Genomic DNA, 25,891 nt, shown 5'->3' with positions numbered 1-25,891 from the left:
GGTTTTCGGACGTAGGAACCAGGCAGCGATAAACCCTGCCTGGTCAGGGACGGAGCCAGCACCGATGAAGAAAGCCTTGCTCGTCACAGCCGTCATCCTGGGGGCGCTTATCCCGGCCGCCCACGCCAACCGCTGGCACGGCCTGCCCGAGGCCCTGGCCTGGCTGGTCCCGGCCGCGCTGGCCCTGGCCACGGGGCGGCCGTTCCTGCGCGTGGCCTGCCAGCTGACGCTGGTGGCCGGTTCGCTGGTCACGCTGGATACCATGATCCACTTCATCCGCCTGCGCGAGGCCATGGGAATGCCCTGGGCGCGGCTCGCGGTGATCCTCGGCGCGGCCTCTCTTCTGCCCCTCCTCGGGGCCTGGGCCGCGGGGCATCCGCTGCTGGCCCGGAAGCGCCGGGCCTCCACGGGTGAGGCGGTGACGGCGGATGACGGCGCGAAGAATGCCGGGGCAAAAACGCCGGATTCTCTCAAGGCCCTGCGGCCGCTCGACATCCGCCCCCGGGCCGCGCCGCCCGAGTCCTCCCCCTGGCCGGGCTTCGCCGCGTCCGCCCTGGCCTTCGGGCTTCTGGCCGTTGTGCAGCTCAAGGTACCCACCCCCATGCTCCTGGCCGAACGCTTCCTCCCGGGCGCTGGCTGGCTGGAAGCGGCGCTTCTGGCGGCCTACGCCGGGTTCGCGGCCGAGGCCATGCTCGCGCCAGGGGCCTCGCCCCGGGTCAGGCGGCGCATCTGGACGCTTTTCTCCGTGGTCTTCTTCGGCCAGCTGGCCCTGGGCCTGGCCGGGGCCGAACGCTTCCTCATGTCCGGCGCGCTGCACCTGCCTGTCCCGGCCCTGATCGCGGCCGGGCCGCTCTTCAGGGGCGACGGGCTCTTCATGCTCGTGCTCTTCGGCGTCACCGTGCTGCTGGTCGGCCCGGCCTGGTGCAGCCACCTGTGCTACATCGGGGCCTGGGATTCGGGCATGGCGGACGCGAAAAAACGCCCCGGCCCGGCTCCGTCCTGGCTGCGTCCGGCGCGCGCCGCGCTGGCCGTCCTGGTGCTCGGCGGGGCCTGGGTGATGGGCCGGGCCGGAGTCCCCACCCTCACGGCCGTGTGGCTGGCCGCCGGGTTCGGGCTCGTTGGCGTGATGGTGATGATCATTGCCTCGCGCAGGCTCGGCGTCATGGCCCACTGCGCGGGGTTCTGCCCCATGGGGCTCGTGGCCGGGCTCATGGGCAGGCTCTCGCCGTGGCGGCTTCGCATCCGCGAGGGCTGCACGTCCTGCGGGGCGTGCTCGCTGGCCTGCCGCTACGACGCCCTGCGGCCAGGGGACCTGGCGAAGGGACGGCCAGGCGTGTCCTGCTCGCTGTGCGGGGACTGCCTGGAGCGCTGCCCGCGCGGCGAGATGGAGCTCACCTTCCTGGGGCGCGGCGGGCCAGGGGCAAGGACGGCCTTCGTCGTGCTCGCCGTGGCCCTGCACGCTGTCTTCCTGGGCGTGGCCAGGCTCTAGCAGCCCGCCCGATCCCGCAGGCGGCCGCTGCCTCGGAAAAGCCAAGTCCGGCGCGTATGTGAACTACGGGCCGGGTTTGGCTTTTTTTCGCGCCTTGCCAGGGAACCTTTTGAACGGATTACGTGAGTCGGCTTTGCCGACGCTCATCCGGCCCGGGCGAAAGGAACGTCCGGGCGTTTGCGCCAAGGGCCTTTCCGGGTGTAGGCTCGCCGGCAATCGTCGTCTCACGGGCCAAGGAGGGTGAAATCGATGCGCGCGCTCAAACGTACCTGTATCCGCGAGCTCGCGGGCCTGGCCGTGCTCGCGGCCCTGCTCGCTTGCCCGCTGGCGGCGGCCGCCTCCGAACTGGACGACCTGGACCGCGCGCTCGCGCCGGGCGCCGACGCCCTGACCAGGGTGCTGCCGGAGCTGGACGCCCTTGCCGGCCCCATGAGCCGAGACGTGCTGGACGGCAAGGCGGACATCCACGTGTTCTACGGCATGGCCATCGCGCGCCTGCTCTACGAGGAGTGCCGCGAGACCGTGTCGCTCGTTCGCGCGGCCAAGGCCCAGGAGTGCCCGGCCCTGGAGGCCGCGCTGGTGCGCAGGCTGGGGGTGGCTTCCACGCGCCTGGAGGGCGCGGCCGACCTCATCGCCGGGAGCCTGCCCATGACCGCCAGCCCGCGCGTGGGCGTGCTGGGGCACGCCACGGTGGAGGCGCTCAGGCTCTACCTGGCGCCGCTCAAGGAGTTCACGGGGGCCCGCCGGGGCAGCGATCTGTAAGGGGATGCCGAACGGGCGTCAGCCGCCCAGCAGCGAGCCCTGGCGCGACGGAGAGAGGAGCTTTTCGGCCAGCGCCCCGCCCTGTTCGCCGCCTCCGGCCATGCGCGAGAGCTCCTCGCGCAGGGACTGGCCGGAAAGCGCGGTGACCGTGGTCTCGGTCTGGCCGTCGCTCACGTGCTTGGCCACCAGGAAGTGCCGCCCGGCCAGGGCGGCCAGCTGGGGCCAGTGGGTGATGAGGAGCATCTGGTGGTCGCCGGAGAGGGCCTTGAGCCGTTCGCCCACGCGCGTGAGCGTGAGCCCGCCGATGCCCGCGTCCACCTCGTCGAAGATGAGCGTGGCCTCGTCGTTCTCGGAGCGCAGGCTGGTCAGAGCCAAGAGGAAGCGCGAGAGCTCGCCGCCCGAGGCGATGCGGTCCAGCGGCCTGGGCGGCTGGCCGGGGTTGGGCGCGAAGAGGAGCCTGGCCGCGCTCTCCTCGATGGCGGGCAAGGGGCCGTCGGCCGCGAAAAGCTCCACGGGCGAGAACTCGAAGAGCACGCGCACGTGCTCCGAGAATCCAAGGCCCTTGAGCTCCTCCTCGATGCGCGCGCCGAGCGCGCGGGCCGCCTCGGCCCGGGCCGCGCCGAGCGCCGCCAGGACTTCCGAGAGCTCGCCCCGGAGCCTTGCGCGCTCGCGCTCCAGGCGCTTGAAGTCGAGCCCGGCGTTGTCCAGGAAATTGAGGTTGTCCTCCACCTCGCGCCCCAAAGCCAGCACCTCGGGCATGGAGAGCTTGAGCTTGCGCTTGAGCTGGGCCAGCTCCCACAGCCGCGATTCCACGGCCTCGGGGTCGTCCTCCAGGCCCGGGATGCCCCCGCGCAGGCGCGCGGCCAGGTCGGAAAGCGCATGACGCGCGCCGCGCACGGTCTCCAGGTCCTGCCCGAAGGCGTCCGTGGCCTGGGAAAGCGCGGCCAGGTCGCGCTCGAGGCGCCCCAGGGCGGCCGTGACGCCCGAGTCGCCGTAGAGGAGTTCCAGGGCGGAGTCCGCGGCCTCGCGGGCCTTGCGCGCGTGCTTGAGCGCCTGCTGCCTGGCCAGGAGGTCCTCCTCCTCGCCTTCGCGCGGGGCCACCTTCTCTATCTCGGCCCGCTTCATCTCGAGCACCTCGCGGCGCTCCTCCAGGTGGGCCAAGCGCTCATGCAGGGCGTCGGCCTCGCGCTCCAGCGCCGTGAGCTCGCGCACGAGCGCGCCCCGGCGCTCCAGCGGGGCGGCGTCCGGCAGGAAATGGTCCACCAGGCGGGCCTGGAAGGCCGGGGAAAGAAGCTTCTGCTGGCCGTGCTGGCTCACGTGTAGCATGAGCCTGGGCTTGAGCTCGCGCACGCTCTCCTGAGTGGCCAGGCGGTCGTCCACGTAGAGCCTGGCCCGGCCGGACTGGGCCGAGAGCTCGCGGCGCATGATCACGTCCTGGCCGTCCAGCACGAACACGGCCTCCACCAGGGCCTTTTCCGCCCCGGGGCGGACCATGTCCTGGGTGAGGCGCTCGCCGGTCAAGAATTCCAGGGCCTTGAGCACGAAGGTCTTGCCCGCGCCGGTCTCGCCCGTGAGCACGTTGAGCCCCGGCCCGAATTCGAGCTCCACGTCGGCGATGAGCGCCAGGTTGCGGATGCGCAGCAGTTCGATCACGACGTACGCCCTTTACTGCCTGAGCCTGGGGTCCAGGAGGTCGCGCAGGGCCTCGCCCAGCAGGTTGTAGCCCAGCACCGTGAGCAGGATGGCCACGCCCGGGAAGATGGAGAGCCACGGCGCGATCTCCAGCACCTCTTTTCCCTCCAGGAGCATGTTGCCCCACGAGGGCATGGGCGGCTGCACGCCCAGGCCCAGAAAGGAGAGCGAGGATTCGGTCAGGATGGCCCCGGCCACGCCGAGAGTCGCCGACACCAGCACCGGGGCAGCCGCGTTGGGCAGGATGTGCCTGGCGATGATGCGCGCGTGGCCCGAGCCCGCCAGCACGGCCGCGCGCACGAAGTCGCGCCGCTTGAGCGAGAGCGCCTCGGCGCGCACCAGTCGCGCCACCCCCATCCAGGAGGTCAGGCCGATGATGATCATGATGTTGGTGAGCGACGGCTCCAGGAAGGCGATCACGGCCAGGATCAGGAAGAACGAGGGGAAGCAGAGCATCACGTCCACCCCGCGCATGATCGCCTCGTCCCACAGCCCGCCGAAATAGCCTGCCACCAGCCCGAAGAAGAGCCCCACCGCCACCGAGAGCCCCACGGCCAGGAAGCCCACCCAGAGCGACACCCGGCCGCCGTGGAGCATCCGCGAGAGCACGTCGCGCCCCAGCGCGTCCGTTCCGAAGGGGTGCGCCAGGCTCGGGGCCTTGAGCACGTTGTCCACGTCGATGGCCGTGGGCGCGTGCGGCGTGATCAAGGGGGCCAGGATAGCGGCCAGGGAGATGAGCCCCACCAGGGCGAACCCGGCCACGAACATGGGGTGGCGAAGCGCGCGGCCCAGGAAACTGTCATGCATCGCGGCCCCCGGAGCGGATGCGCGGGTCGGCCAGGGAGTAGCCCACGTCCGCCAGCAGGTTCCCGGCCAGGGTCAGCACCGCGCCGAGCACGAGGTTGGCCATGATCAGCGGATAATCCCGGCTCATGACGGCTTGGTAGAAGAGCTGGCCTAGCCCGGGCAGGGAGAAGATCTGCTCGATGATCACCGACCCGCCGATGAGCCCGGGCACTGAGAGCCCGAGCAGGGTGATCACGGGCAGAAGGGCGTTTCGCAGCGCGTGGCGGTAGATCACGGTCCGCTCCGGCAGGCCCTTGGCGCGCGCGGTGAGGATGTAGTCCTGCCGGAGCACCTCGAGCATGGCCGAGCGCATGTAGCGGCTCATGCCCGCGAGGCCTCCGAAGACGTAGATGAACATGGGCAGGGCCAGGTGCTCGCAGATGTCCAGAGCCTGGCGCCACCAGGGCATCTGCCCGAAATCCAGCGAGGTGAGCCCGGAGATGGGCAGCACGGGCCAGACGATGCCGAAAAGGAGCATGAGCAGGAGCGCCAGCCAGAACCCGGGCATGGCGAAGCCTATGAACACGAAGACCGTGGAGGCCCGGTCGAAGAGCCCGTTCTGTTTGGCCGCCGCGTGCACGCCTATGGGGATGGCCAGCGAGAGCGTGAGGATGAGCGCGGCCATGTTCATGCCGAAGGTGAGGGGCAGGCGCTCCTTGATCTTGTCCCAGACAGGGCGGCGGTCGCCGGTGAGGGCGTTGCCGAAGTCGAAGCTTGCCAGGCGCTTGAGCCAAAGCCCGTACTGCACGTGCACGGGCTGGTCCAGGCCGTAGAGCTTCTCCAGCCGGGCCACGGCCTCGGGCGTGATCAGGGGGTTCAGGTCGGTCTGGAGGTCCGTGGGCTTGCCCGGGGCCAGGTGGATGACCCAGAAGCTCACCAGCGTGATGCCAAGAAACACCACGGCGAGCCAGACGGTTTTGAGGAGCAGGCGCTGCAGAAGGGCTATCAAATTGGGCCTCCGGACAGGCGGTGTGTAACAGGGGTGCGGCCGGGCAGGGAAGGGGTTGGGAGAAAATTCGCTCGGCCGGGAAAAATCTGTTGACGAAAACGCGGGCGTAGGGCAAAAGCGGTTCTCCCGTGTGGGGCTGTAGCTCAGTTGGGAGAGCGCTTGAATGGCATTCAAGAGGTCGTCGGTTCGATTCCGTCCAGCTCCACCACACATTTCAAGGGGTTATCCAGGAAACTGGGTAACCCCTTCGAATTTTTACTTAGCCAACATCCGCCAACAAAAGCTGTTGGCACCCCCAGGCTGAGCTGACCCAGCGAAGCACAATCACCCCTGTTTGAGCATCCCAGATGAAGGCCTCTTGAGGAAATTCAAAAGGTTGTCTTTTGCTGCGTCTTTGCGCTGGGTATTCAGGGTTTCTCCTGGAGAAGATCGAGCTGAGCATGAGGCCCTTGGCGAAGGAGCTCTAGGTGGATTTTCAAGCGGCTGCCCCTACTGGGGCTTGCTGTTCCTGGGCCGGGTCTTCAAAATGATTTTGGAGATGACGAAGGGCTGACGGAGAGGGACCCACCCTGGCCGCCGCCCCGGACATTCCCTTGCCCTGCGCCATTTGCCGAGAATTGCCGAAAACTGTTTTCGTGGATATGGCTTGGGTTAATGTGGATGATGAACGCCCAATCCTGACCAAAGGAAGATTTGTGAAGAATTTTGGCCCCTTGTTCCTTGGGATTCGCATCATTTGTGCGCTGGCCCTTACACTGGTTGCTACTATTTGTGTAGCTTCGGCCAAGGACATAGCGCCCATTGGCGAAAAGATTGCCGTGGATGCTCAAGGCCGCGCCGTTTACCAAGTCGAAGGGAACGGGATCAGGATCGGGTACAAATTGATCGGTTCCGGGGAGCCGCTCCTGTTGCTCACCGGCCTTGGCTGCACGATGGATCGCTGGACCCCGGAGTTCATCGAAGAGGCATCCAGAAAGTATCAGCTGATCATCATGGATAACCGCGGAATGGGGTACACCACGGACAACGGCGTAAAATTCTCCTATGAGCTTTTTTCCCAGGACGTAATCAGCTTGCTTGATGCTCTTGGAGTCGCAAAAACAAATGTCTTGGGGTATTCCCAGTCGAGCGTTACCACGCAAAATCTTCTTCTCTACCATCCGGACAGGGTCGACAAGGCTGTCATCCATGCCACCTCAACCAATGGGAAAGCAGTTGCCGCCGCATTCAAGGGCATAGCCTTGCCTGACAATCCAACGATTAAGAAGCAAATAAAGGCGGCAATGGGCTGGAAGTCCCCCTTGGACAAGATGCCGCTTATCAAGAATCAGGTCATGCTGCTGGTGGGTACCGAAGACAACATCGTGGGCGCGGAGAGTTCAAAGACCCTGGCCAGCTTGATTCCCGGTGCATGGCTTGTCCAATTCAAGAATGGAACACACCATCTACAATTTGAGGCTCCCGCGGAATTTTCTCGCATTGTCTTGACCTTCCTGGAGATGAACGAAACTATCCCAATTCGCCAGGAGTAGTCTTTCGGAGAGTGTCATCATCAGCGCAGGTGAAGATTATAGGGTTTGCAAATCACTGAAGCCTGTGAATTGGGACCAGCCAAAACCGCGTTGGCTACCCCGGAGCTCTCATGGTTGCGCCGTCAGCGTGATGGCCGTATTCGGCGCGCCGTACAGCAGCAGGTAGGCGCCGTCATTGACTGCACCGACAACCGTCTTTTCCCCCATGCCCCAGTCCTTGAGGCAAAATCCGGCGTCATAAAGATACCATGACCACGCGCCGGTCAGGTTCAAAAGCGAAGCCGCCGGCCACCGTAACCATACGCCCAGCCCTTCAGGGCCGATTGTCACCGTGCCTTGGCCTGGCTCCAGAATGGGGACGGTCTCCAGCGGGCGGTATCTGGTGCCGTACCAGATGAGCCATTCCTCTCCATCCCGCTCCTCGATCACCAGATCGCTGAGCCCCCAGCCGTTGTCGATGGGAATCCTGAGGCACATTCGGGCGACATGATCGCTCTCCCTCGGATCAACGGTTTGCATCAGGTCAAATCCCGCCATGCGGAGTGATACTGCGAGGTAGCCCTCCAGACCCCGGACCTGCGCCAAGGTGATCAGGGGGGGCTGCCGCCCCAGGGCCAGAAAGGAGCTGTACGGTTCATTGGACGCCAGCCAGCGTTTGCCGATGCGCGACTGCCAGCGGGCTGACAGGGGGGGCGCGGGGGAGAGTTCATGTCCGACGGGGAGCTCCATGTCGTAGTGCCCCATTCCCCAAGGGATGCGCACAGCCAGATAGCGGCGGCCTGCTGCGACAAACCCGCGGTAGGACTTGCAGGGATTGCCATCGGCCACGAAGCGTCCATCCTGGCGGAGCCTGAGCCCTTCCAGAGTGGGGCGCCACTGATCGGCGATAAACTCAGAGAGGGTTAACGTCTGGTCGGCACAGACATCCAGCCGTTGCAGGCCATAGCTGCTCGCGTAGATGCCGGTGATGGCGGCCAGTTCGTCAACACTGGCCGGGATGGCTGGAGGGGCGGCTGGTTCCGGCGGCGCCGGCACATGGGCAATGCTCCCGCGCTCGGCCAATGCGTGGAGCAGAATCCGTTCGGCCAACGGGATGGCGCAGCTCCCGAATCCCAAGCGATTGGTGACCATGACCGCGGCCGCGAGGCGTTCGTCAGGAGCGACGATGAAGTAGCTATGATAATGATCCGCGTCGCCCGCCTTGTGCAATCCCACCACCCCAACCGCCGCGAGCCCGCCCTGGTTTACTCCGTCCCAACCCAAACCAAAATGGACATGGTGATCGGTGATCGGATTGAACGGCAGATCCACGGTCTGGTCCTTACACATTTCGGTCACGGCTGCTTCAGAGAGGATACGGCGTTTCCCCAGGCGTCCGCCATTCATGAACATCATCGACAATCTCCCCAGATCGCTCGGCGTCGAGAAGAGTCCGCTGGAGTAGATGTTGGCGTATTGCTGCGGTTCCGGGGAACCCGCCTCATCCAGAGTGGGGGCGAAACTGCCAGGGGGAGAGGGGGACAGTGTGAAGCGGGTGTGACTCATCCCCAAGGGTTCCAGGATTTCCCGCTCGACAAACCCGGTATAGGGCTGACCGGTCACAGCGCTGACCAGCGGTTCGATCAGCATAAAGCCATCGCTGCCGTACGCGGCCATTTCACCGGGCATGTGCTTGAGGCGCTCGGTGGCCAGCATGTCCCGGACCTGGGCGGCATAGCCGGAGACCGGCATCACGGTGAGGACGTTGGGGAAATGGACGCCCGGGAGTCCGGATGAGTGGTTGAGCAGCATTCGCACGGTAATGTCATGCCAGGGTGCGTCGTCGGCCATGCGGTAATCGGGCATATACCGAACCAGGGGGGCATCGAGTTCCAATGTCCCCCGGTCGACCAGGATCATCGCGGCGATTGCGGCGACCACCTTGCTGCAGGAGGCAGCGCAGAAAAGGGTCTCCGTGGTGGGCGCTACGCCACGGGGCCGGTCGATCGATCCGAACGCCTCAGCCCAGAGGATGCGCTCGTCATCGACGAGGGCCATGGAAATCGCTGTCGTTTTGTCCTCATTTCCGGTCAGTTCTTTCAAGATTTCAGGGCGTAAGGCGGCTATTGTATCGGGATAGGGGGCCGGCAGGTCGTCGTGATGTCTGCTGCGGTGGGATCGGAGGTGGGTGTGGTGAGGGCTGGAGGGGTTCGCCATGGCTGCCTCCTCTGCAGGTGCAAAGCCGAGTATGGCTATCTAACCACAGCCACAATGGCTGCGCAACCGCATCCGCCAAATTCCTGTTGGCGGCACGTTGGCAGGCCCGCACAGAAAGCCAAAAATTCGTTGGCGGACGCCAAAATGTTACGTCGGCTTGCCTGTAAAGGTGCAATCATTTCATCATGTTATTTGTGTGGCGTTCAGGAGGTCGTCGGTTCGATTCCGTCCAGTTCCACCAAGATTTCGCAATGGACAAGGCCGGCTAGGATCACCTAACCGGCCTTATTCTTATCCAAAATCAAGCGGTGTCACCCAGGATGTCGCCCACCCCCGGGTGACACGGAAATCCCAGCCCGTTAGGGCCTAAGCGGGTTTCCTGCCGCGTGCGCTTGAATCACTCCTGATTGAATCGCCGCCTGTCTTCCATCGAATCATCCTGGTTGATGTCACCCGCCAACCGCGCGAAGCGTTGCAAAAAGTGCCGAAAAAAGGTGTCATTCATGCATGACAAGCAGATATTGTTCTAGTAGATGTCACTTCTTTCAGTCGCCCCGCAAAAATCAAATACGGTTCAGCAGCCGCAGCAGTCCATCCAGTATCGTTAGTGGATGGGGAGGGCACCCCGGGACGTAGAGATCTACCCGAGCGATATTGTCTGCGCCATTTTCCACCTCCGTGTGATCGGCATACGGTCCCCCGGCAATGGCACACGCCCCCACGGCAATGACGATTTTAGGTTCTGGAACGGCTAACAAAGTCTTCTCAAGCCCCAAGCGCATGTTCCTGCTCACTGGGCCGGTTATCAACACCCCGTCGGCGTGCCTGGGCGATGCAACAAACTGGATGCCGAAACGGCCAAGGTCCCAGCCGATCGTCCCCAGAACGTTCGTATCCGCCTCGCAAGCGTTGCACCCCGCCGCGCTGACCTGGCGAAGTTTCAGGGACCGGCCGAACATGCTCAAAAGCCTGTCGTCGAGCCGGACATCAGGGAGTGCCTCTTCCTTTTCTGGTGCAACAATCAAATCCTGGCGATTACGGGCAGCTAGGCGGTACTCATTCGTGAATGATATGGCCCGCTGCGGACAAGCGGCAGAGCATTCGGTGCAGAAGAGACACTTGCCCATGTCGATGCGGACCGTGTCCGCTACAGTTATGGCCTTGACCGGGCAGGCGTCACTACAGAGATGGCATCCCGCGGGGCATTTTTCGGGATCGATTGACGGGCGCCCCCGAAACCTGTCCGGCAGTTCCGGGGCAGGCCCGGAGGGATATACAATCGTCCGGTGTCCCTGTTTCAACCTGGATACGATGACATTCAACATATCTCATTCCTTGATCATATCAGAGGTCATGCCCGCAATACGACAGATTAAAGCTCTTGTTGCAAAGTGGGAAGTCGGAAATCTGCTGATTCCGTAAAGCATACGCCAGCCCTGGCCAGTTATGGAACGACGGGTCGACCACCTTGTAGCGCATGAATCGCCCTTCATCGTCAGTGATGGCCACATGGCACACCTCACCCCGCCAACCTTCGTCCAGGGACACGGCAATGCGGTTTGGCAAGAGCGATCCGGCCCTGTTCAATATGTCCCCCGAGGGAATGGTATGAAGTTGTTCCCGGATGAACTGGATGGAGTGTTGGATTTCCAGCCACCGGACGTACGCGCGCCCAAACACATCCCCTGTGTCGTAAGTGGATACGGGGATATGAGTGAAACGAAACACCCCCGAGGGCTGGTCATTGCGCGTGTCGACTTCCACTCCGGCAGCGCGCGCGGCCGGGCCGACCATTCCAAGATCAAGGGCCACCTGTTTGGGCAGGCGGCCGACGTTCTCGAATCGGGCCATGGCCGAGGGCGTGTCCCAAAGAAGCTCGATGGCAACAGTGGCGTCTTTCTCGGCCGCATCCAACTGGCGGAGCAACTTCTCCACCCGGGCGTCGTCCATGTCGAAGCCGACCCCCCCGGGGCATACCATGCCACGGCCGAACCTGTTGCCGCACAGGAGCGCGGTCATGTTGAGGAAGTCGCCGCGTATGCGGCCGCAATAGCTCATGGTGGGCAGGAAACCGATGTCGCCCGCCAGCGCGCCCAGGTCCCCCACATGGTTGGCCATGCGCTCAAGTTCCAGGGCGATTCCTCGAAGCGTTTGAGCCCGGGCCGTCTTGCGGCACTTGGACAAAGCCTCGATCACCCGGCAGTAGGCGGTGGTGTGAGCAATCGTCGAATCACCGGCCAGGGTTTCCGCATAGTGGAGAGAGCGCGCATCAGGACCGCCCATCAATGCCTCTTCAACCCCGCGATGCTGAAAGCCCAGGGCGATTTCCAGATGAAACACCAACTCGCCGTGGCACTGGAATCGAAAGTGTCCCGGCTCTATGATCCCGGCGTGAACCGGCCCCACGGCGACCTCGTGCACCTCTTCCCCTTCCACCTGGTAGAAATCGCACACACCTGGCAGGATCTCTTCGCTCGCCGACCTGCCCCAGGCGTCCCGTCCAGTCCATGACCGATGATAGCGGACGGGCTTGAACCAGGGGTGCCCCACGGGCTTGATCCCAAACTGTTCAGCAATCTCGCGCTCGAAGAGATGCACTTGAGGGCAATGGTTTGTCAGCGAGGGATACTGCCCATCGTGTATCTCGGTCCGGACGATGTGCAGCCTGCTGAGCTGCGTGTTCACCAGTATGGCGAACAACTGCGTGACGCCCCGCTGCCGAGTGGAGGCGGCGAACAATGAAGCCACCCGGTGCCCCACGTCCACCGCGTCGGCAATCACCGTCTGAAAGGCGTCTGGGGCCAGCAGAGCGATGGCGTCGAGTTCGACGGACTGCCCATTGACCAAGGTAACCATCCGGAGTTTTTCGTGGTTCATGGTCATACCTTCAAGAAACGAACGGCGTCGTTCAGGAGCGCGGTGAGGGTTGCGGGAATATAAAGCCCCAGGGCCAGCACGAGCATCATCAAGAGAACGGCGGGAACAGTGGTGAGCAGGCCTTCGCGGTATGGCCTCTTGTTGACGGCGGCAGGAGCTCGTCCCTGAACGACCCGGAGGACGGTAGCTCCCATGCCGATGAACACCACGAGAAGCAGCAGCAGAAAAAAGCCTCCCGTGGCGTAGTGCCCCCCGTCAAAAGCACCGTTCAGGATGGAGAACTCGCTGATGAAAGGGCCGAACGGCGGAGACCCGGTTACCGCCAGGAAGCCCGCCAGAAACAATCCGCCTGAAAGCGGCAGCCTATGAATGGCGCCATGTACCTGGTCGGTATTCTTGCTGGCATACGCCCGGTGGATGTTCCCGGCAGAGAGGAACAACACTCCCTTGGTCAGGCCGTTGGTGACCACGTGCAGCAACGTGCCGAACAGGGCCGGGCCGCCGATGCCGAGGCCAATGGCCAGGATGCCCATGTGCTCGACACTGGAATAGGCCAGCATCCTTTTGAAGTCTCGCTGACCGACCATGAACAACCCGGCCACGATCATGGAGAGGAATCCCACTACGAGCAGGAGCCGCGAGATGTAGGCTCCCTCGCCTGCGGCCAGGCAGATATGATACACGCGAAGCAGCGCGAAAAAAGCGCAACTCGTGACCCCGCCCGCAAAAATCGCTCCCACCACTCCCGGCGCCTCTCCATATGCGTCCGGCTTCCAGGTGTGCATGGGCGCCAGCCCCATCTTGGTCCCATAGCCCACCAGCAACAGCACGAATGCAGCATGCAGCCAGGACTTGGAGAGCATGGGAGCGTTGCGGACCATTCCTTCAATACTCAACGTGGGCTCAATTCCCTGATGCAGCGAGGCATAAGCCAAGAAGAAAGTGCCCAGAAGCGCGAGGGCGATGCCCACGGAGCCTATCAGGAGATACTTCCAGGTCGCCTCGATGCTTTGCGGCGTGCGATTGAAATAGATGAGCGGGGCCGTGGTAAGGGTCATGGTTTCGATGCCCACCCACATGAGGCCCAGGTGCTGCGACAACAGCACCAGGGTCATTATGCCCAGAAAGGAGGTCAGACAGACACAGAAGACGCGGTTGGCTTGGTTATGGCGAAAGTGCAAAACCCCGACGGCGTAAAAGGAGCACAACAGGAAAAGGACGCTGACAAGTGGGAGTATTACTCGACCAATGGGGTCGAGGTACAGCCAGGATGACCCGGCCGACATTTCAGGGCGCGCCATCAGAAGCGCGGTCATGACCGAGTGCGCCACCCCCGCCACCGGCAGCAACCATGGCCTCAACCGATTCGACGGAACCAGCGCCGAAAGGGCTGCCAGAAAAAGAGGCGCGGCAATCAGAGCGAACTCCATGGCATCATTCCTTCAGTGTCACCAACCGGCGCGTGTCCATGGAGGAAAACGCCTGGTTGATGTGGTTGGCGATAATGCAGATGACGAAAATGCCGACAAAGAGGTCCAGCAGCACCCCCAACTCCACGATGAGCGGCATGGCCTCGATCAGCAGCATGCCGAAGATGTATATGCCGTTCTCCAGGATCAGATAACCGACCACCTGCGTGAGGGCCTTGTACCGGGTGATCAGCACGATGAATCCGGTGAAAACGGTAGCGATGGCTGTGGGCACCAGCAATTTGCCCACATGCTCGCTGGCCAGGGGCAGCTGGCTTGCAAACAGCAGGGAAAAAGCCGTGGCCACCGCGCCAAGTATGATGGAGGGCATAGGCCCGATCATGGGTTCGATCTCTCGCTTGATCTGTGCTTCGCGCAGGGCGTGCACCATGACAAGAGGAATGATGACCCCCTTGAGGGCTATGGCCATCACGGCCACGATGATGGCTGGTAGGGTCAGATGCTGGTGCACGACAAAGGGAATGACGCCAAGCAACGCCCCTTGGACAGACACGGCCTTAATGATGGTGTTGATGCGGCTTGTCCCCAAGGATAGCAGGTTCAACACGAGAACCAGCACGAGAATGCCATTGAGATAATTGTCCATTGCCTCACCTGATCAGTAGGAGAAAACCGAATCCACAGGAAATCAGGGCGAACACCAGCAGATAGGGCACGTGCCTCATCTGGAGCCTGGCCATGACCGACTCCACCACGCCGACGGCAACGGCCAGACACACCATCTGCACCATGAACAGCGGCCAGTCGAACCAGCGCATGGCCGCATACGACGGAGTGATGATGTGCAGCAGGACGCTGCCGAGAACGAAGAGCTTCAGGCTGGCCGCGTACAGGATCACCCCAAACAACGGGCCACTGTGGTCGAGCACCATGACCTCGTGGATCATGGTCAATTCAAGGTGGGTGTTGGGGTCATCCACGGGGATTCTGCAGTTCTCGGCCAGAAGGACGACGAAAAGCCCTATGGCTATCAATATCAGCGGAGCGCTGGCCGTTACGGAAACGTCCACTGTGGCGCGGAGCATGGTGGTCAGTGTCAGGGATCCCGAGATTTTCGCCAACACCAGAAAGGCGAAGAACAGGGCCGGTTCAGAGAAACACGCGAAGGTCACCTCGCGGGAAGCACCCATGCCTTCAAAAGAGGACCCCGTGTCCAACGCAGCCGCAGTGGTCAGGAATCTGGCCAATCCGAAAAGATAGGCAAAGAGGATCAGGTCACCGACAAAGGAAATAGGGGCATGGGCATGCCCAAAGGGCACCAACAGTCCGGCCACCAACACGGCGGCCAGAGTCACGAGAGGGGCCGCGACGAAGATCCATGTGGTCGTGTCGCTCAGCACCATGCTTTTGCGCATGAGCTTGAATATGTCGTAATACAACTGCAACAGTGGAGGGCCGACACGGCCGCCGAACCATGCCTTTGTTTTGTTGATCACACCAATAAGTAGCGGCGGCATGGCCAAAAGAAGAATAACATGTATAACCGTGTCAAACATGGCAATCCTCACAAAGATCCGAGCATCATCAGAATGAGAACTACGCTCACAATGTACATAATGTACAGATGTGTGTGTCCTTGCTGCATAATGCGAAGGGAGGAAAACAATCTTCCGCTGGCAAGGAAAAGCGGAACAGCAAAGCGATCGAGGACTACATCAATGACAACCATCCGGAATTGGGTTCTTCCCGGGAAATAGCCCCGCAACGCAGGATCGACGAACTTCGGAAAGAGAACGAACCGGAACAAACGCACAAGGGACTGGACAAAAGATGTGCCGGTATACTGGATGCGGGCGTTGGTCCGGGAGTAGCCGCAGTCCCATGTCGGGGCTTTGCGCGGGGGATTGGCCCGCATCAGCCTGATGGCGATGGCAATCAACGCGGCCGCGATGACCACGAAAAACAGTCCCACGGCCGAGATTGACGGTAAGGGCGCGAACGCCGCGAGAAGGGGCTTGTCCAATAGCTTTTCCGACCCGCTCCAGGCCTGGATGGCCTTTTCAAGCATCGGCGCAACCGCCATGGGGACCAAACCTAACCCCAGGCATCCGGCAGTGAGAAGCATCATCGGGATGAGCATGCTCTGGTGCGGATCCTTGATGTGGCGCACGTTATCGCTCCGTGGCGAACCCAGAAAGATCGAGCCGAAAGCCTTGACGAAACAGGCCAGGACCATGGCCCCGACGCTCGCCAGAACGACCGCGGCCAGGCCCACGGCGGCTCCGGACTTGCCCAGGGACTGGTCCAGGCCATGAAAGAAGCCGAGGTAGAGCAGCCATTCTCCGGCGAATCCATTGAGCGGGGGGAGCGCGGAAATGGCCACCGCCCCAGCGAAAAAAAGCGAGGCGACCCTCGGCATTTGCTTGGCAAGACCGCCAAGACGGTCCATGTCCCGTGTGTGGGCCGCATGGATCACCGCGCCGGCATTGAAAAACAGGAGGGATTTGAAGAGACTGTGATTCCAGACATGAAACAGAGCCCCACCAAGCCCCAGTGCAATAAGCTCCGCCTTGTCAAACGAACGGCCGAGCAAGGCCAGCCCCAAGCCCATGGCCACGATGCCGATATTCTCGATGCTGCTGTAGGCCAGTAGCCTCTTGATGTCTCGCTGTCCCATGGCGAAGGCGATGCCTACCACGGCGGAGACAGCCCCCGTGGCGAGAAGGGTCGCCCCCCACCACGCCTCCCCGAGGGGCAGCAGCGCAGTCATGCGCACAATGCCGTATATCCCCATCTTGAGCATGACGCCCGACATCACCGCCGAGACGTGGCTCGGGGCATTCGCGTGGGCCCCTGGCAGCCAGACATGCACGGGCATAAGCCCCGCCTTGAACCCGAAGCCGACCAGGGCCAGCACGAATATGCTCCCGGCCAAGGCCTCCGGCATCGCCTGCACGGCCTGCAGCGCGAACGTCCCTGTGGCGTGCCGCCACAGGGCGAACATGGCCAGCAGGCAGAGCGTACCCATGTGGGTGGCGATCAGGTAAACCCAGCCGGCCTGGCGCACATCCGGGTTGTTCTCCTCGGCGGTTGCCGCAAAGTAGGCGGAGACGGCCATAACCTCCCAGGCGATGAGAAACAGCAGCCCGTCACGAGCAAGGACGACGAGGGCCATCGCTCCAGCCAGGAATCCGTATGAGAGGATGACCCGGCGCCCGCCTTGTGGATGATCGGAATGCTTCCAGTATTGCCAGCCGTATAATGACCCCAGGGTGGGTATGACGAACACCGGGACAAGGAAGAGGATGCTGACCGGATCAGCGGCCATGGAGAAACTTCCCCAGGGAAGAAACCAGGGCAGCTGGATGGATTGCGGCCCCGGCCCGGTACACGCCAGCCATATCCCGTACAGCCCAAACGCACTGCCCAAGGCCATGACCAGCGTCGCAAGCCTCTGCCCGGCCAGCGACCGCAGCGGGAACATGCAGCCGCACACTCCACTTGCGGACAACAGCCCGGCTCCCATCAAAATAATCCCCACACCAGACATCACGACAACACCTCGGTTTGGAACAAGGTCAGACTCCAGATCTGCGCCCCATGCATCAACGGACAAAAAGGCGCGCGTAAAACTCCCCAGCAGGCAAAAGCGCGATGAGCATCACGACCAGCACGATAACTATGTATAAGAGATAGTTTTGCACCAGGCCCTGTTGAAAGCGATGTGCCTTATGAAACCATCGTTCCGCGAGCCTGCCGAAGGGAAGGAGCATGCGCTCCATCACGATATCATCGACATGGCTCTGCATGGCAGTCGCATGAGGAAACACCCCTTCCACAGTGGGCAGGTGCATCCTCGGCTTGAGAACTCTTCGGAATATCCGCACGATCGGCTGGGCAAAAGATGATGCCGTGTACTGCATCCGGGCCGTGGGCCGGGAGTAGCCGCAGTCCCAGGTGCCTGCGGTATACTGGGCGCGGTTGCGAAACGCGGCGGCCAGGCAAGCCACGGCAACCAAACAGGACAGGGCGATGGCCATTGCCCCGATGGTTGTGAGCGGGGCGAGACTCTGGACAGGCACCGGCGTCTGCCCGATTGCGCGCATCCAACTGGCTATTGCGGCATTGAGGAAGGGGCTGACGAGCGACGGAGCCAGCCCGATCATGACGCAACATGCAGCCAAAAACGCGATCGGCCCCAGCATTGAGGTCGGGGATTCATGGGCGCGCAGCGCTGCGACTGTGCGCGCGTTTCCCAGAAAAACCGCGCCGTACACCTTCACGAAGCAGGCCACGGCCAAGGCGCCGATCATGGCCAGCACCGGCATGGCCAGCACCAGGCCCGTGCCGTCGGCATGCTTGGCCACAACGCTGTTCATGAGCCCCAGGTACACAAAGAACTCGCTGACGAATCCATTCAGCGGAGGCAGGCCGCATATGGCCACCGCGCCCACCAGAAACATCGCGGCTGTCCAGGGCATGGATTTGGCCAGTCCGCCCAGGTGGTCGATCTCCCGGGTTCCGGCGCCGTGAAGAACCGACCCAGCGCACAAAAACAGCAGCGACTTAAACAGGCCGTGGTTCCAGACGTGCAACAAACATCCAGCCATCCCCAGCACGACCCATTCGGCGCGGCCAGTTGAGCAGCCTATCATTGCCAGGCCCAGGCCCATGAGGATGATGCCAATGTTTTCGACGCTGTGATAGGCCAGCAACCGTTTCAGGTCGTGCTGGCCCAGGGCGAACACCACACCGAGAAGGCCACTGACCACGCCGAGTAGCAGCACCAGTCCGCCCCATCCAACAGGGGGAGTGGGCAGCAGGGAAAGCACCCGCACGAGGCCGTAAATACCCATCTTCAACACTACCCCGGACAATACAGCCGAAACGTGGCTCGGGGCGTTGGCGTGTGCGCTTGGGAGCCAGAAGTGAAGTGGCATCATCCCGGCTTTGAGTCCGAAACCCAGAAGCGCCAGAAAGAACAGGATGTTCCGGGCACCTTGGCTCGTGGCTTCGAAGGTCGTGGGTGTCAAATCGAATGAGCCAGTCATCGAACGCCACAAGGTGAACATGGCAAACAAGGTGAGGGTGCCAATATGCGTGGCGATCAGGTAAACCCATCCGGCCTTTTGGCATTCGGGGCGTCTGTCCTCCGTGCTGACCAGAAAGAAAGCCGAGAGGGCCATCACCTCCCATCCAAGCAAAAACGTCATCCCGTGCCTGCTGATAACCAGAAGTGCCATCCCCAGCATGAGTAGTCCCCAGAAAAGCCCTAATTTTCGGCCGTCTCTCGGATGCTCACGCTGCCGCCAGTAGCCCAGGCCATAGAGGGAGCCCAGGCCGCCGATCAAGAATACAGGGACCAGGAAGAACGCGCTTAAACCGTCGATCCCGACAGACAATTGGATCGCAACCGGCCAAGCCACCATGTATGCCGCACTTTCCTCTGCGTCATGACCAAGATACACGCCCGCCAAACCGACAATCGCGCCCACCGACATCAACACCGACGCCATGCGTTGGCCTAATGACGATTCACGGCTCAGACACAACCCGGGAAACCCGCTGGCACCCATGAGGCACGCCGCGGCCACGATGAGTTCAAGAGCCATGAGCGACCCCGTTTTGAGTGATGAGATATGGCATGAATCGCATGGCCGGATTATCGGATTGGCACAGCGCTGCCGTTGCTCAACGCGGCCTGCGCCATTTCAATGCGGAAGACCATCTCCACCAGTTCCTCCCGGGGAGCCTGGCGATTAAGCGCAGCCTTGAATTCCTTGTCCAGCAGGGCGAAGCTCAGCCGGGACAGAAGATGAAGATGGACCCTGACCGTCGGGCTGATGAGCGTAAACAAAATGTTTACAGGCAAGCCGTCAGGTGCTCCGAAATTAATCGGGTGCTTCAAAAAACACAGCCAGATCGATGGATGAGACACATGCAATACCAGGGGATTGCGGACGTGGGGGATGGCGACCCCATCCCCGACACACGTGGAGCCAAGGGCTTCCCGGGCCAGCAGCACTTGATAGAGAAACTCCCTGTCCACTTCCTCCCCGGGTGGGAATGTGATCGTGTCGATTACCGCATGCAGGACCGAAGCCTTGTCTTCACCGTCCACCCCGTAAAAAATGCCGCCCGCATTCAAACTTCCAGCCAAGCTCGGCAGGCGCTCCATGTCGGGCTCAATATTGAGAAACTCCTCTGGAGCGACTTTTATATGCTGAGATGAGGCCCATTCGAGCAGTTCAACCCTGTTGAATCTGTATTCTTCATTGATCTTGTATACGGGAATAGCTCCCCGATCTATTTTATTGTATATGTCCTTCGCGGGCATATTCAAAATCTTCGCCGCTTCACTGACCGTAAGTTTCATACGCATGTCCTTGATTCAGGCGTTTTGAGCAGGCTATTGCTTTCTTATGTCTCGCGCATATGAAATTTTTTAAGGACTCGAGCAGTCATTTTTCACAAAAAACGAGTCGAACAGCACCCTGCAGACAATAATCAAACGAGGAGATGCGACTTCAATGTATGGTCGCATCGCCGCCATAACAGTTATCTACTTCCATCTTTTTGTATTTTTATAAAAAACGGTAGCCCTGTCAACATGTTGTGTGTACACAATTTGTTGACACCAATGGGGGTAATGATGCTGTTTGAGAAGAGGCAGCAGGTCCACTCTGCGTTCACGAAGCGCCATGAGGTTGCTGGAATGATCCGGGACTCGTTCCGCGAGGATGCCGATGGCCATCTTCTCAAAATGGCCATACGTGGCGATGGGGCCGGGAATGCTGGCCGCCTCTAGGAGAACTTCGGCAAGCTGGGGGAAGGGATTTGACTTTCGTGAGAACAGAGCCCTGCGGACCGCGGGGGAGGCAGTCAATGCGCACCAGTACTGCGCCATGGCTGAGGGTGGCCTCAAGAATCGGCCGGGCAGCCCGTCAAGTCCCGTTCGCACGGGGCAAGCTCGAAGGTGCCGCCCCACTCCTCCCGCGCGGGACTTTTTCTTCTTCCGCTGAAGAATTGTGTCGACCCCGGGAGGAGAACAGGGTAAGGGGAGCGGTAGTTTCCAGGCTCTGGAAGCGTTTCGTGTCGGCTGATTTTTTGTTTTTTAATTCAAATAACGTGCATGCATTCATCCATTGGGCTTCGGGTTTCGGGGCAACCGCCAGTGCGACAACTCATGCCAAACCCAGGAACTGGTGCCCATGTCCAAGAAATTATACGTCGGCAATCTGTCCTTCAGCACCACTGAAGATGAAATTCGTAACGTTTTCTCCGCTTACGGCGAGGTGCTCAGCGTGGCCCTCATCACCGACCGTGAAACCGGCCGCCTGCGCGGCTTCGGTTTCGTGGAAATGGACGACGCTGGCGCCATGGCGGCCATCCAGGGCGTGAACGGGAAGGATGTGGGCGGCCGCACCCTGAAGGTCAACGAAGCCCAGGACAAGCCCCGCTCCGGCGGCGGATACGGCGGTGGAAACCGCGGCGGCCGCTGGTAGAAACCAAGGCCTTCGGGCTGGTTTGGTATTGAAGAAGGGCCAGGAGTTTTCCTGGTCCTTTTTTTGTTCCGGAAGGGCGGGCAGCCCTGGCCTGCGAGGGCCGGGCTCATTCCTGCCCGGGTTCCTGCTGGTCTTCTTCCTGGACAGCGGTTTTCTTCTCCAGCTTGCGCTGCTTCTTCTCTTCCTTCTTCTTGCTCTTGGCTGCCTCTTTGGCGCGTTTTTCAAAGGAATAATTCGGCTTCTTGGCCATGGGGTGTCCTTGTGTGAGGAGTTGAACGTAAACGGCATGCAGGGCGCCGCTAAAGACGTCGAAAAGCTTGGAACGGGGACGCGACCCAGGGGGCGCACGTTTCGCCCGGTCCGCAACACCGCGGCCGGTGGCCGGGCCGCAGGAGACGTGGTGCTAGCCTGCGCGATTCTTGAGCCTAGCTTGAACATTAAAAACTATCATCTGTTGCAAAAGGTGTCCACCGGGATATGCCGGGCGGGCTTCTTCAAGCGGCGAATTGCCCTAAGGCAGGCCCTGCCCGTCAGTCCACATCCTCATCTCGACTCCCGCTCTCTCCGCCGGCGCACTTGCCGGCGGCGTGCTGATCGACATCACCTCTCCAGCACGAGCGTACTGGTCAAGCTGCCGTTCCTCATGAATCCCGGAGGGACTGAAAGGTCCGGGCCGTTCTGGTTTGCCCGGCCTTTTGGGCCAGCGGATATTTGCTGGATTATTTATAACCATTTGTTATCGTGAACACTGAAACATGAAGGGGCGAGGCTGGCCGGTCGCCTTTCAGGCTCTGACTTCAATTGATCGCATGATGTGTCTCTGATTTACACGGGAGTTCCAATGGGCAAGCTGTTTGTTGTTTTTGTTTTTCTTCTCATGGGCAGCAACGCTCTGGCGGCTGAAAACGATTTCCGGTGTCTTCGCTCCGTCGATTCCAAGAATTCCATCAAGCTTCAGTTCGTGTTCGATTCCGAGAAGGATGGCTTCGGCTCCGTGGTCTATCAGAAGGGCGGCAAACCCATTCCCGTGAAGCGGATGACCGAGAAAGAGCTCAAGAGGGGGCCCTCGGGAAGGCCATCCGAGGTTGAGGCGCAATGGCAGGAAACAACCCCGGACGGGTCTGGTGGAACCTACGTCATTGTCAGCCAAGGGGCGCTCATAAGTAAATTCCAATATATTCGGAAAAAAGACGGGAAGGTTTTCGTGTTTGAAGAAGACATGGACGCAACCGGCGAGAATGGCTGCGCCTGGAACACGAAATAACCGGCGGAACTCCCCTCGCAACGATTCGCGACCCCCGGCCCGCCTTCGCCCCGGTGCGGATGCCCATGACCCACGCGCGCGTTCCCCTCGACTTCTTGCGTTTCCCCATTCTTTGTGGGAGGTTTTAAAAGTCCGAGGAGTGCTTTCCCCGCGAGGCAAAGTCGGCGTTGTCACCGTGTCAGCATGCACCATCTTCCTGTCAGGAGAACAAGCTATGAGGTTCGGAGCCGCTTTCGCGTTCGTATTCTCTTTCATGTTCGCCACGTCGTTTGCCTGGGCCGATGGTAAAATTCCATCGATGGTCGGAAAATGGAACGTGGAGTCGAAGGGCGGAATGATGCTCGTTGCGGAAAAGGAATCGAAGGAAACACACTGGTCGCCAGGGCAGAAGGTCCTGAAAGGGCTAATCGAGATTTCAAGCCAGGACGACCGCTTCGTCAAGGGAACCTACACCTCGGAGCGGGGCGCGGAAAAGTTCATCGCCATGATCTCCGCGGACGGCAAGAACATGTACGCCTCCGACACGGACGGCTTCTTCGATTGCAGGATAGTCAACAAGGACACGCTGGAGATCGTCTACCGCCACGTCAAGCCGACCGACAGCGTCGTGGCCATCGGGGTGGCCAAGCGGCAGAAGTAGCCCGCGCGGCGAGTCCACCCGGCTTCGTTGAAAATCAAGGGGCTGTCCGGGCGACGGGCAGCCCCTTTTCGCCGCCCGATACCCCTTGATTGAAACCGAAAAGAGGTTCATTCACCAATTTAGGTGAAATCGTCCCCCCGTGCATCCCAGCGGTGGTGTCCTGGGCCGTGGCCCCTGGCGTCGCGCTTGTCTCCAAGGAGCGGTCTGGTGCGTCTACTTGGCGTCCTGCGGGTTCTCTGCGCTGTCTTCTTCCTTGCCGCCCAGGCCCTGCCCGCGCTCGCGGGCACGCCGGTCAAAGTCGGCGTCTACAATTTCGCCCCGCTGCTCTTTTACGAGGATGGCCAGGCCCAGGGCCTGTTCGTGGACGTGCTCAAGGACGTGGCCGCCAGGGAAGAGTGGGACCTGGAGTTCGTGTTCGGCTCCTGGGCGCAGAACCTGGCGAGGCTCGAGAACGGGGAGATCGACGTCCTGCCCTGCATCGGCTGGTCCCAGGAGCGGGCGGCGAGGCTCGACTACACCCGGGAGTACCTCTTCCTCGACTGGGGCGTGGTCTACCGCCGCAAGGGCGCGCCCATCCAGAACCTCTTCGACCTGGAGGGCAAGCGCGTCTCGGCCCTGGAAGGGAGCGTCTACACATCGGCCCTGGGCAGCCTCGGCGAGCAGTTCGGGATCAAGTTCGCCATCGTGCGCGCCAACGAGTACACGGCCGTGCTGGACCTGCTCTCCAAGGGCGAGGTCGACGCCGCCGTGAGCACCAACGTCTACGGGACGCTCCTCGAGGACAGGTTCAACGTGGAGCGCACCAACATCATCTTCTCCCCGGCCAAGCTGTATTTCGCCGCGCCCAAGGGCGAGCACGCCCGCTACCTCCGGACACTCGACGCGGCCGTGGCCAGGATGAAGCAGGACCAGGATTCGACCTACTTCCGGTCCTACGACCGCTGGGTGGGGCTCACCAAGAAGCAGGGGCTGCCGGGCTGGGCGTTCTGGTCGGGGGTTGGCCTCGCGAGCGCGATCCTGGCGCTGGGCCTGGCAACGCTCGCCCTCCGCGGGGTGGTGCGGCGGCGCACGCAGGACCTCAGGCAGGCCACGGCCTCGCTGGCCGAAAGTGAAAAGCGGTTCCGCTCCGCCTTCGAGCAGGCCGCCGTGGGCATGGCGCACGTGGGCCTGGACGGCCGCTGGCTCATGGTCAACCGCAAGGTGTGCGACATCCTGGGGTACGACGCGGGCGAACTCACCGGCGGGATGACCTTCCAGGACGTGACCCACCCCGACGACCTGGAGGAAGACCTGGACAGCTACGCCAGGCAGCAACAGGGGGCGTATTCCGTCTACTCGATGGAGAAACGCTACGTCCGCAAGGACGGTGCCGTGGTGTGGGTCGACCTCACGGCCTCGCTCATCCGGGACGAGCAGGGCAACGGGCTCTACGCCCTGTCGGTCATGCAGGACGTCTCCGAGCGCAAGCGCGTGGAGAAGGAACTCGAGAGGGCGCGCCACTACATCCGCAACATCATAAACTCCATGCCCTCGGTGGTCATCGGGGTGGACGCCGAGGGCCAGATCACCCTGCTCAACGTGGAGGCGTCCAAGCGCCTGCCCGACCCGGAGAGCACCCCCCTGGGGCTGGCCATGGACAGCGTGTTCCCCGAGTACGCGGCGCGCATGGAGGACATCCGCCGGGCGATACGCGAGCGCAAGCCCCTGCTGCTGGAGCGGCGGCCCGTGGTCGAGCAGGGCGAGGTCCGCTACCAGGACCTGCTCATCTATCCCCTGGTGGCCAACGGCGTGGAGGGCGCGGTGCTGCGCATCGACGACGTCACCGAACGGGTGCGCCTGGCCGAGATGATGGTCCAGAGCGAGAAGATGATGTCAGTGGGCGGATTGGCCGCGGGCATGGCCCACGAGATCAACAACCCGCTGGGGGCCATCCTCCAGTCCTCCCAGGTGGTGCTGCGCTACCTGGACCCGTCGCGCGAGGCCAACAGGAAGGCCGCCGGCGAGGCGGGCTGCGACATGGACGCAGTGTACGCCTTTCTTGAAAAGCGCAACGTGCCGTGGTTTCTGGAGAACATCCGGGAGGCCGGGCTTCGGGCAGCCAGGATCGTCTCCAACATGCTCGAATTCAGCAGGCGCAGCGAGAGCAGCAAGGAGTTCGCCGACCTCGCCGACATCCTGGACAAGAGCCTGGAACTGGTGGCGAGCGACTACGACCTCAAGAAGAAGTACGACTTCCGCCACGTGGAGATCGTGCGCGGATACTCACCCGGAGTCCCTGCCGTGCACTGCTCCCGCACGGAGATCGAGCAGGTGATGCTGAACCTGCTGAAGAACGCCGCCCAGGCCATGGCCACCAAGGACTACGCCCCGGGCGAGCACCCCGTCCTGCGCCTGCGCACGGCGCTCCAGGGCGGCAACGCGGTCATCACCCTGGAGGACAACGGGCCGGGCATGGAGGAAGCCGTGCGCAAGCGGATCTTCGAGCCCTTCTTCACCACCAAGGGCCCCAAGGAGGGCACGGGGCTCGGCCTGTCCGTGTCCTATTTCATCGTCACCACCAACCACGGGGGGAACGTCTCCGTGGAGTCTTCGCCCGGCAAGGGCACGCGCTTCACCATCGAGTTGCCCGTGGGCGGCAGCGGGCGCGAACCCGGGCAGTCCGCCGAAGGTTTGGCGGACTGAAGGCGGAACGGGGGCGTGTCCAGGCGG

21 protein-coding genes and 1 tRNA gene are annotated in these 25,891 nt (G+C 62.0%); 8 read left to right on the top strand and 14 right to left on the bottom strand.

Going from position 1 to position 25,891, the window contains the following annotated elements; translation table 11 throughout:
- Positions 1 to 64 precede the first annotated feature (64 nt).
- Complete coding sequence (locus ACZ5V4_RS08875; protein ID WP_464314489.1) at positions 65 to 1,489, top strand: 4Fe-4S binding protein; 1,425 nt, start codon at positions 65 to 67, stop codon at positions 1,487 to 1,489.
- A 249-nt stretch (positions 1,490 to 1,738) separates the two neighbouring features.
- The gene (locus tag ACZ5V4_RS08870) at positions 1,739 to 2,251 is read left to right on the top strand and encodes a hypothetical protein (protein WP_464314488.1); all 513 of its coding nucleotides are present in this window, start codon (positions 1,739 to 1,741) and stop codon (positions 2,249 to 2,251) included.
- Positions 2,252 to 2,269: 18 nt separating this feature from the next.
- Here ACZ5V4_RS08870 and ACZ5V4_RS08865 read toward each other — a convergent pair whose 3' ends face one another.
- Genes ACZ5V4_RS08865 through ACZ5V4_RS08855 form a run of 3 tightly spaced genes read right to left on the bottom strand, consistent with a single transcriptional unit; the run spans position 2,270 to position 5,738 of the window.
- Positions 2,270 to 3,904, bottom strand: a complete 1,635-nt coding sequence (locus ACZ5V4_RS08865) for a DNA repair protein RecN (RefSeq protein WP_464314487.1) — start codon at positions 3,902 to 3,904, stop codon at positions 2,270 to 2,272.
- Positions 3,905 to 3,916: 12 nt separating this feature from the next.
- Positions 3,917 to 4,750, bottom strand: coding sequence for an ABC transporter permease (locus ACZ5V4_RS08860; protein WP_464314486.1), 834 nt, complete (start codon positions 4,748 to 4,750; stop codon positions 3,917 to 3,919).
- A complete protein-coding gene (locus ACZ5V4_RS08855) occupies positions 4,743 to 5,738 on the bottom strand; it encodes an ABC transporter permease (RefSeq protein ID WP_464314485.1) in 996 nt (331 codons plus the stop codon). The genes ACZ5V4_RS08860 and ACZ5V4_RS08855 overlap by 8 nt, the downstream gene beginning before the upstream one ends.
- Positions 5,739 to 5,870: 132 nt before the next feature.
- Here ACZ5V4_RS08855 and ACZ5V4_RS08850 point away from each other — a divergent pair.
- Together ACZ5V4_RS08850 and ACZ5V4_RS08845 are read left to right on the top strand one after the other, a co-directional pair.
- Positions 5,871 to 5,946 (top strand) — tRNA-Ala (locus ACZ5V4_RS08850).
- A 385-nt stretch (positions 5,947 to 6,331) separates the two neighbouring features.
- Complete coding sequence (locus ACZ5V4_RS08845) at positions 6,332 to 7,270, top strand: alpha/beta fold hydrolase (protein WP_464314484.1); 939 nt, start codon at positions 6,332 to 6,334, stop codon at positions 7,268 to 7,270.
- Between the two features lie 108 nt (positions 7,271 to 7,378).
- Here the strand turns inward: ACZ5V4_RS08845 and ACZ5V4_RS08840 are convergent, their stop codons facing one another.
- The 10 genes from ACZ5V4_RS08840 to ACZ5V4_RS08795 form a co-directional block, all read right to left on the bottom strand.
- Entirely contained in the window at positions 7,379 to 9,466 is a 2,088-nt protein-coding gene (locus ACZ5V4_RS08840; protein WP_464314483.1) for a serine hydrolase domain-containing protein, read from the bottom strand.
- Positions 9,467 to 10,029: 563 nt separating this feature from the next.
- A complete protein-coding gene (locus ACZ5V4_RS08835; protein WP_464314482.1) occupies positions 10,030 to 10,791 on the bottom strand; it encodes an NADH-quinone oxidoreductase subunit B family protein in 762 nt (253 codons plus the stop codon).
- A 19-nt stretch (positions 10,792 to 10,810) separates the two neighbouring features.
- Positions 10,811 to 12,343, bottom strand: a complete 1,533-nt coding sequence (locus ACZ5V4_RS08830; RefSeq protein WP_464314481.1) for a hydrogenase large subunit — start codon at positions 12,341 to 12,343, stop codon at positions 10,811 to 10,813.
- A gap of 2 nt (positions 12,344 to 12,345) precedes the next feature.
- A complete protein-coding gene (locus ACZ5V4_RS08825) occupies positions 12,346 to 13,773 on the bottom strand; it encodes a proton-conducting transporter transmembrane domain-containing protein (RefSeq protein WP_464314480.1) in 1,428 nt (475 codons plus the stop codon).
- 4 nt (positions 13,774 to 13,777) lie between these two features.
- Positions 13,778 to 14,419, bottom strand: a complete 642-nt coding sequence (locus tag ACZ5V4_RS08820; RefSeq protein WP_464314479.1) for a hydrogenase — start codon at positions 14,417 to 14,419, stop codon at positions 13,778 to 13,780.
- Between the two features lie 4 nt (positions 14,420 to 14,423).
- Positions 14,424 to 15,329, bottom strand: a complete 906-nt coding sequence (locus tag ACZ5V4_RS08815) for a respiratory chain complex I subunit 1 family protein (protein ID WP_464314478.1) — start codon at positions 15,327 to 15,329, stop codon at positions 14,424 to 14,426.
- An 8-nt stretch (positions 15,330 to 15,337) separates the two neighbouring features.
- Positions 15,338 to 17,257: a proton-conducting transporter transmembrane domain-containing protein gene (locus ACZ5V4_RS08810; protein WP_464314477.1), complete on the bottom strand. Its 1,920-nt coding sequence runs from the start codon at positions 17,255 to 17,257 to the stop codon at positions 15,338 to 15,340.
- Positions 17,258 to 17,378: 121 nt separating this feature from the next.
- Positions 17,379 to 19,385 carry a proton-conducting transporter transmembrane domain-containing protein gene (locus ACZ5V4_RS08805; RefSeq protein ID WP_464314476.1) on the bottom strand — a complete coding sequence of 669 codons (2,007 nt, stop codon included), beginning with the start codon at positions 19,383 to 19,385 and terminating at the stop codon, positions 17,379 to 17,381.
- Positions 19,386 to 19,435: 50 nt separating this feature from the next.
- A complete protein-coding gene (locus ACZ5V4_RS08800; RefSeq protein WP_464314475.1) occupies positions 19,436 to 20,149 on the bottom strand; it encodes a PTS sugar transporter subunit IIA in 714 nt (237 codons plus the stop codon).
- Between the two features lie 186 nt (positions 20,150 to 20,335).
- Positions 20,336 to 20,680, bottom strand: a complete 345-nt coding sequence (locus ACZ5V4_RS08795) for a DUF2779 domain-containing protein (RefSeq protein ID WP_464314474.1) — start codon at positions 20,678 to 20,680, stop codon at positions 20,336 to 20,338.
- A gap of 304 nt (positions 20,681 to 20,984) precedes the next feature.
- Between ACZ5V4_RS08795 and ACZ5V4_RS08790 the strand changes: the two genes are divergently transcribed.
- Complete coding sequence (locus ACZ5V4_RS08790) at positions 20,985 to 21,278, top strand: RNA recognition motif domain-containing protein (protein WP_464314473.1); 294 nt, start codon at positions 20,985 to 20,987, stop codon at positions 21,276 to 21,278.
- 106 nt (positions 21,279 to 21,384) lie between these two features.
- On the opposite strand, the gene ACZ5V4_RS08785 is transcribed toward ACZ5V4_RS08790, so the two are convergent.
- The gene (locus ACZ5V4_RS08785; RefSeq protein ID WP_464314472.1) at positions 21,385 to 21,528 is read right to left on the bottom strand and encodes a hypothetical protein; all 144 of its coding nucleotides are present in this window, start codon (positions 21,526 to 21,528) and stop codon (positions 21,385 to 21,387) included.
- A 591-nt stretch (positions 21,529 to 22,119) separates the two neighbouring features.
- Here ACZ5V4_RS08785 and ACZ5V4_RS08780 point away from each other — a divergent pair.
- The 3 genes from ACZ5V4_RS08780 to ACZ5V4_RS08770 all read left to right on the top strand — a co-directional run bounded on the left by ACZ5V4_RS08780 (position 22,120) and on the right by ACZ5V4_RS08770 (position 25,864).
- Positions 22,120 to 22,542 (top strand): hypothetical protein, encoded by a 423-nt coding sequence (locus ACZ5V4_RS08780; protein ID WP_464314471.1) that lies wholly within the window; start codon positions 22,120 to 22,122, stop codon positions 22,540 to 22,542.
- A 334-nt stretch (positions 22,543 to 22,876) separates the two neighbouring features.
- A complete protein-coding gene (locus ACZ5V4_RS08775) occupies positions 22,877 to 23,182 on the top strand; it encodes a hypothetical protein (RefSeq protein WP_464314470.1) in 306 nt (101 codons plus the stop codon).
- Between the two features lie 207 nt (positions 23,183 to 23,389).
- Positions 23,390 to 25,864 carry a PAS domain S-box protein gene (locus ACZ5V4_RS08770; RefSeq protein WP_464314469.1) on the top strand — a complete coding sequence of 825 codons (2,475 nt, stop codon included), beginning with the start codon at positions 23,390 to 23,392 and terminating at the stop codon, positions 25,862 to 25,864.
- Positions 25,865 to 25,891 lie beyond the last annotated feature (27 nt).

This window comes from Fundidesulfovibrio sp. YSD1 (genome assembly GCF_055397115.1).
This window is presented reverse-complemented; position numbering and strand designations above follow the sequence as displayed.

What these genes read in the sequence shown, in the direction of transcription:
- ACZ5V4_RS08810 (WP_464314477.1), bottom strand. Translation starts at nt 17,257, where the DNA reads ATGTTCCCGCTGCGGTCGCTGGCCGGGCAGAGGCTTGCGACGCTGGTC.
- ACZ5V4_RS08790 (WP_464314473.1), top strand. Translation starts at nt 20,985, where the DNA reads ATGTCCAAGAAATTATACGTCGGCAATCTGTCCTTCAGCACCACTGAA.
- ACZ5V4_RS08795 (WP_464314474.1), bottom strand. Translation starts at nt 20,680, where the DNA reads ATGGCGCAGTACTGGTGCGCATTGACTGCCTCCCCCGCGGTCCGCAGG.
- ACZ5V4_RS08780 (WP_464314471.1), top strand. Translation starts at nt 22,120, where the DNA reads ATGGGCAAGCTGTTTGTTGTTTTTGTTTTTCTTCTCATGGGCAGCAAC.
- ACZ5V4_RS08840 (WP_464314483.1), bottom strand. Translation starts at nt 9,466, where the DNA reads ATGGCGAACCCCTCCAGCCCTCACCACACCCACCTCCGATCCCACCGC.
- ACZ5V4_RS08800 (WP_464314475.1), bottom strand. Translation starts at nt 20,149, where the DNA reads ATGAAACTTACGGTCAGTGAAGCGGCGAAGATTTTGAATATGCCCGCG.
- ACZ5V4_RS08805 (WP_464314476.1), bottom strand. Translation starts at nt 19,385, where the DNA reads ATGGCTCTTGAACTCATCGTGGCCGCGGCGTGCCTCATGGGTGCCAGC.
- ACZ5V4_RS08775 (WP_464314470.1), top strand. Translation starts at nt 22,877, where the DNA reads ATGATGCTCGTTGCGGAAAAGGAATCGAAGGAAACACACTGGTCGCCA.
- ACZ5V4_RS08820 (WP_464314479.1), bottom strand. Translation starts at nt 14,419, where the DNA reads ATGGACAATTATCTCAATGGCATTCTCGTGCTGGTTCTCGTGTTGAAC.
- ACZ5V4_RS08875 (WP_464314489.1), top strand. Translation starts at nt 65, where the DNA reads ATGAAGAAAGCCTTGCTCGTCACAGCCGTCATCCTGGGGGCGCTTATC.
- ACZ5V4_RS08825 (WP_464314480.1), bottom strand. Translation starts at nt 13,773, where the DNA reads ATGGAGTTCGCTCTGATTGCCGCGCCTCTTTTTCTGGCAGCCCTTTCG.
- ACZ5V4_RS08830 (WP_464314481.1), bottom strand. Translation starts at nt 12,343, where the DNA reads ATGAACCACGAAAAACTCCGGATGGTTACCTTGGTCAATGGGCAGTCC.
- ACZ5V4_RS08815 (WP_464314478.1), bottom strand. Translation starts at nt 15,329, where the DNA reads ATGTTTGACACGGTTATACATGTTATTCTTCTTTTGGCCATGCCGCCG.
- ACZ5V4_RS08860 (WP_464314486.1), bottom strand. Translation starts at nt 4,750, where the DNA reads ATGCATGACAGTTTCCTGGGCCGCGCGCTTCGCCACCCCATGTTCGTG.
- ACZ5V4_RS08835 (WP_464314482.1), bottom strand. Translation starts at nt 10,791, where the DNA reads ATGTTGAATGTCATCGTATCCAGGTTGAAACAGGGACACCGGACGATT.
- ACZ5V4_RS08870 (WP_464314488.1), top strand. Translation starts at nt 1,739, where the DNA reads ATGCGCGCGCTCAAACGTACCTGTATCCGCGAGCTCGCGGGCCTGGCC.
- ACZ5V4_RS08785 (WP_464314472.1), bottom strand. Translation starts at nt 21,528, where the DNA reads ATGGCCAAGAAGCCGAATTATTCCTTTGAAAAACGCGCCAAAGAGGCA.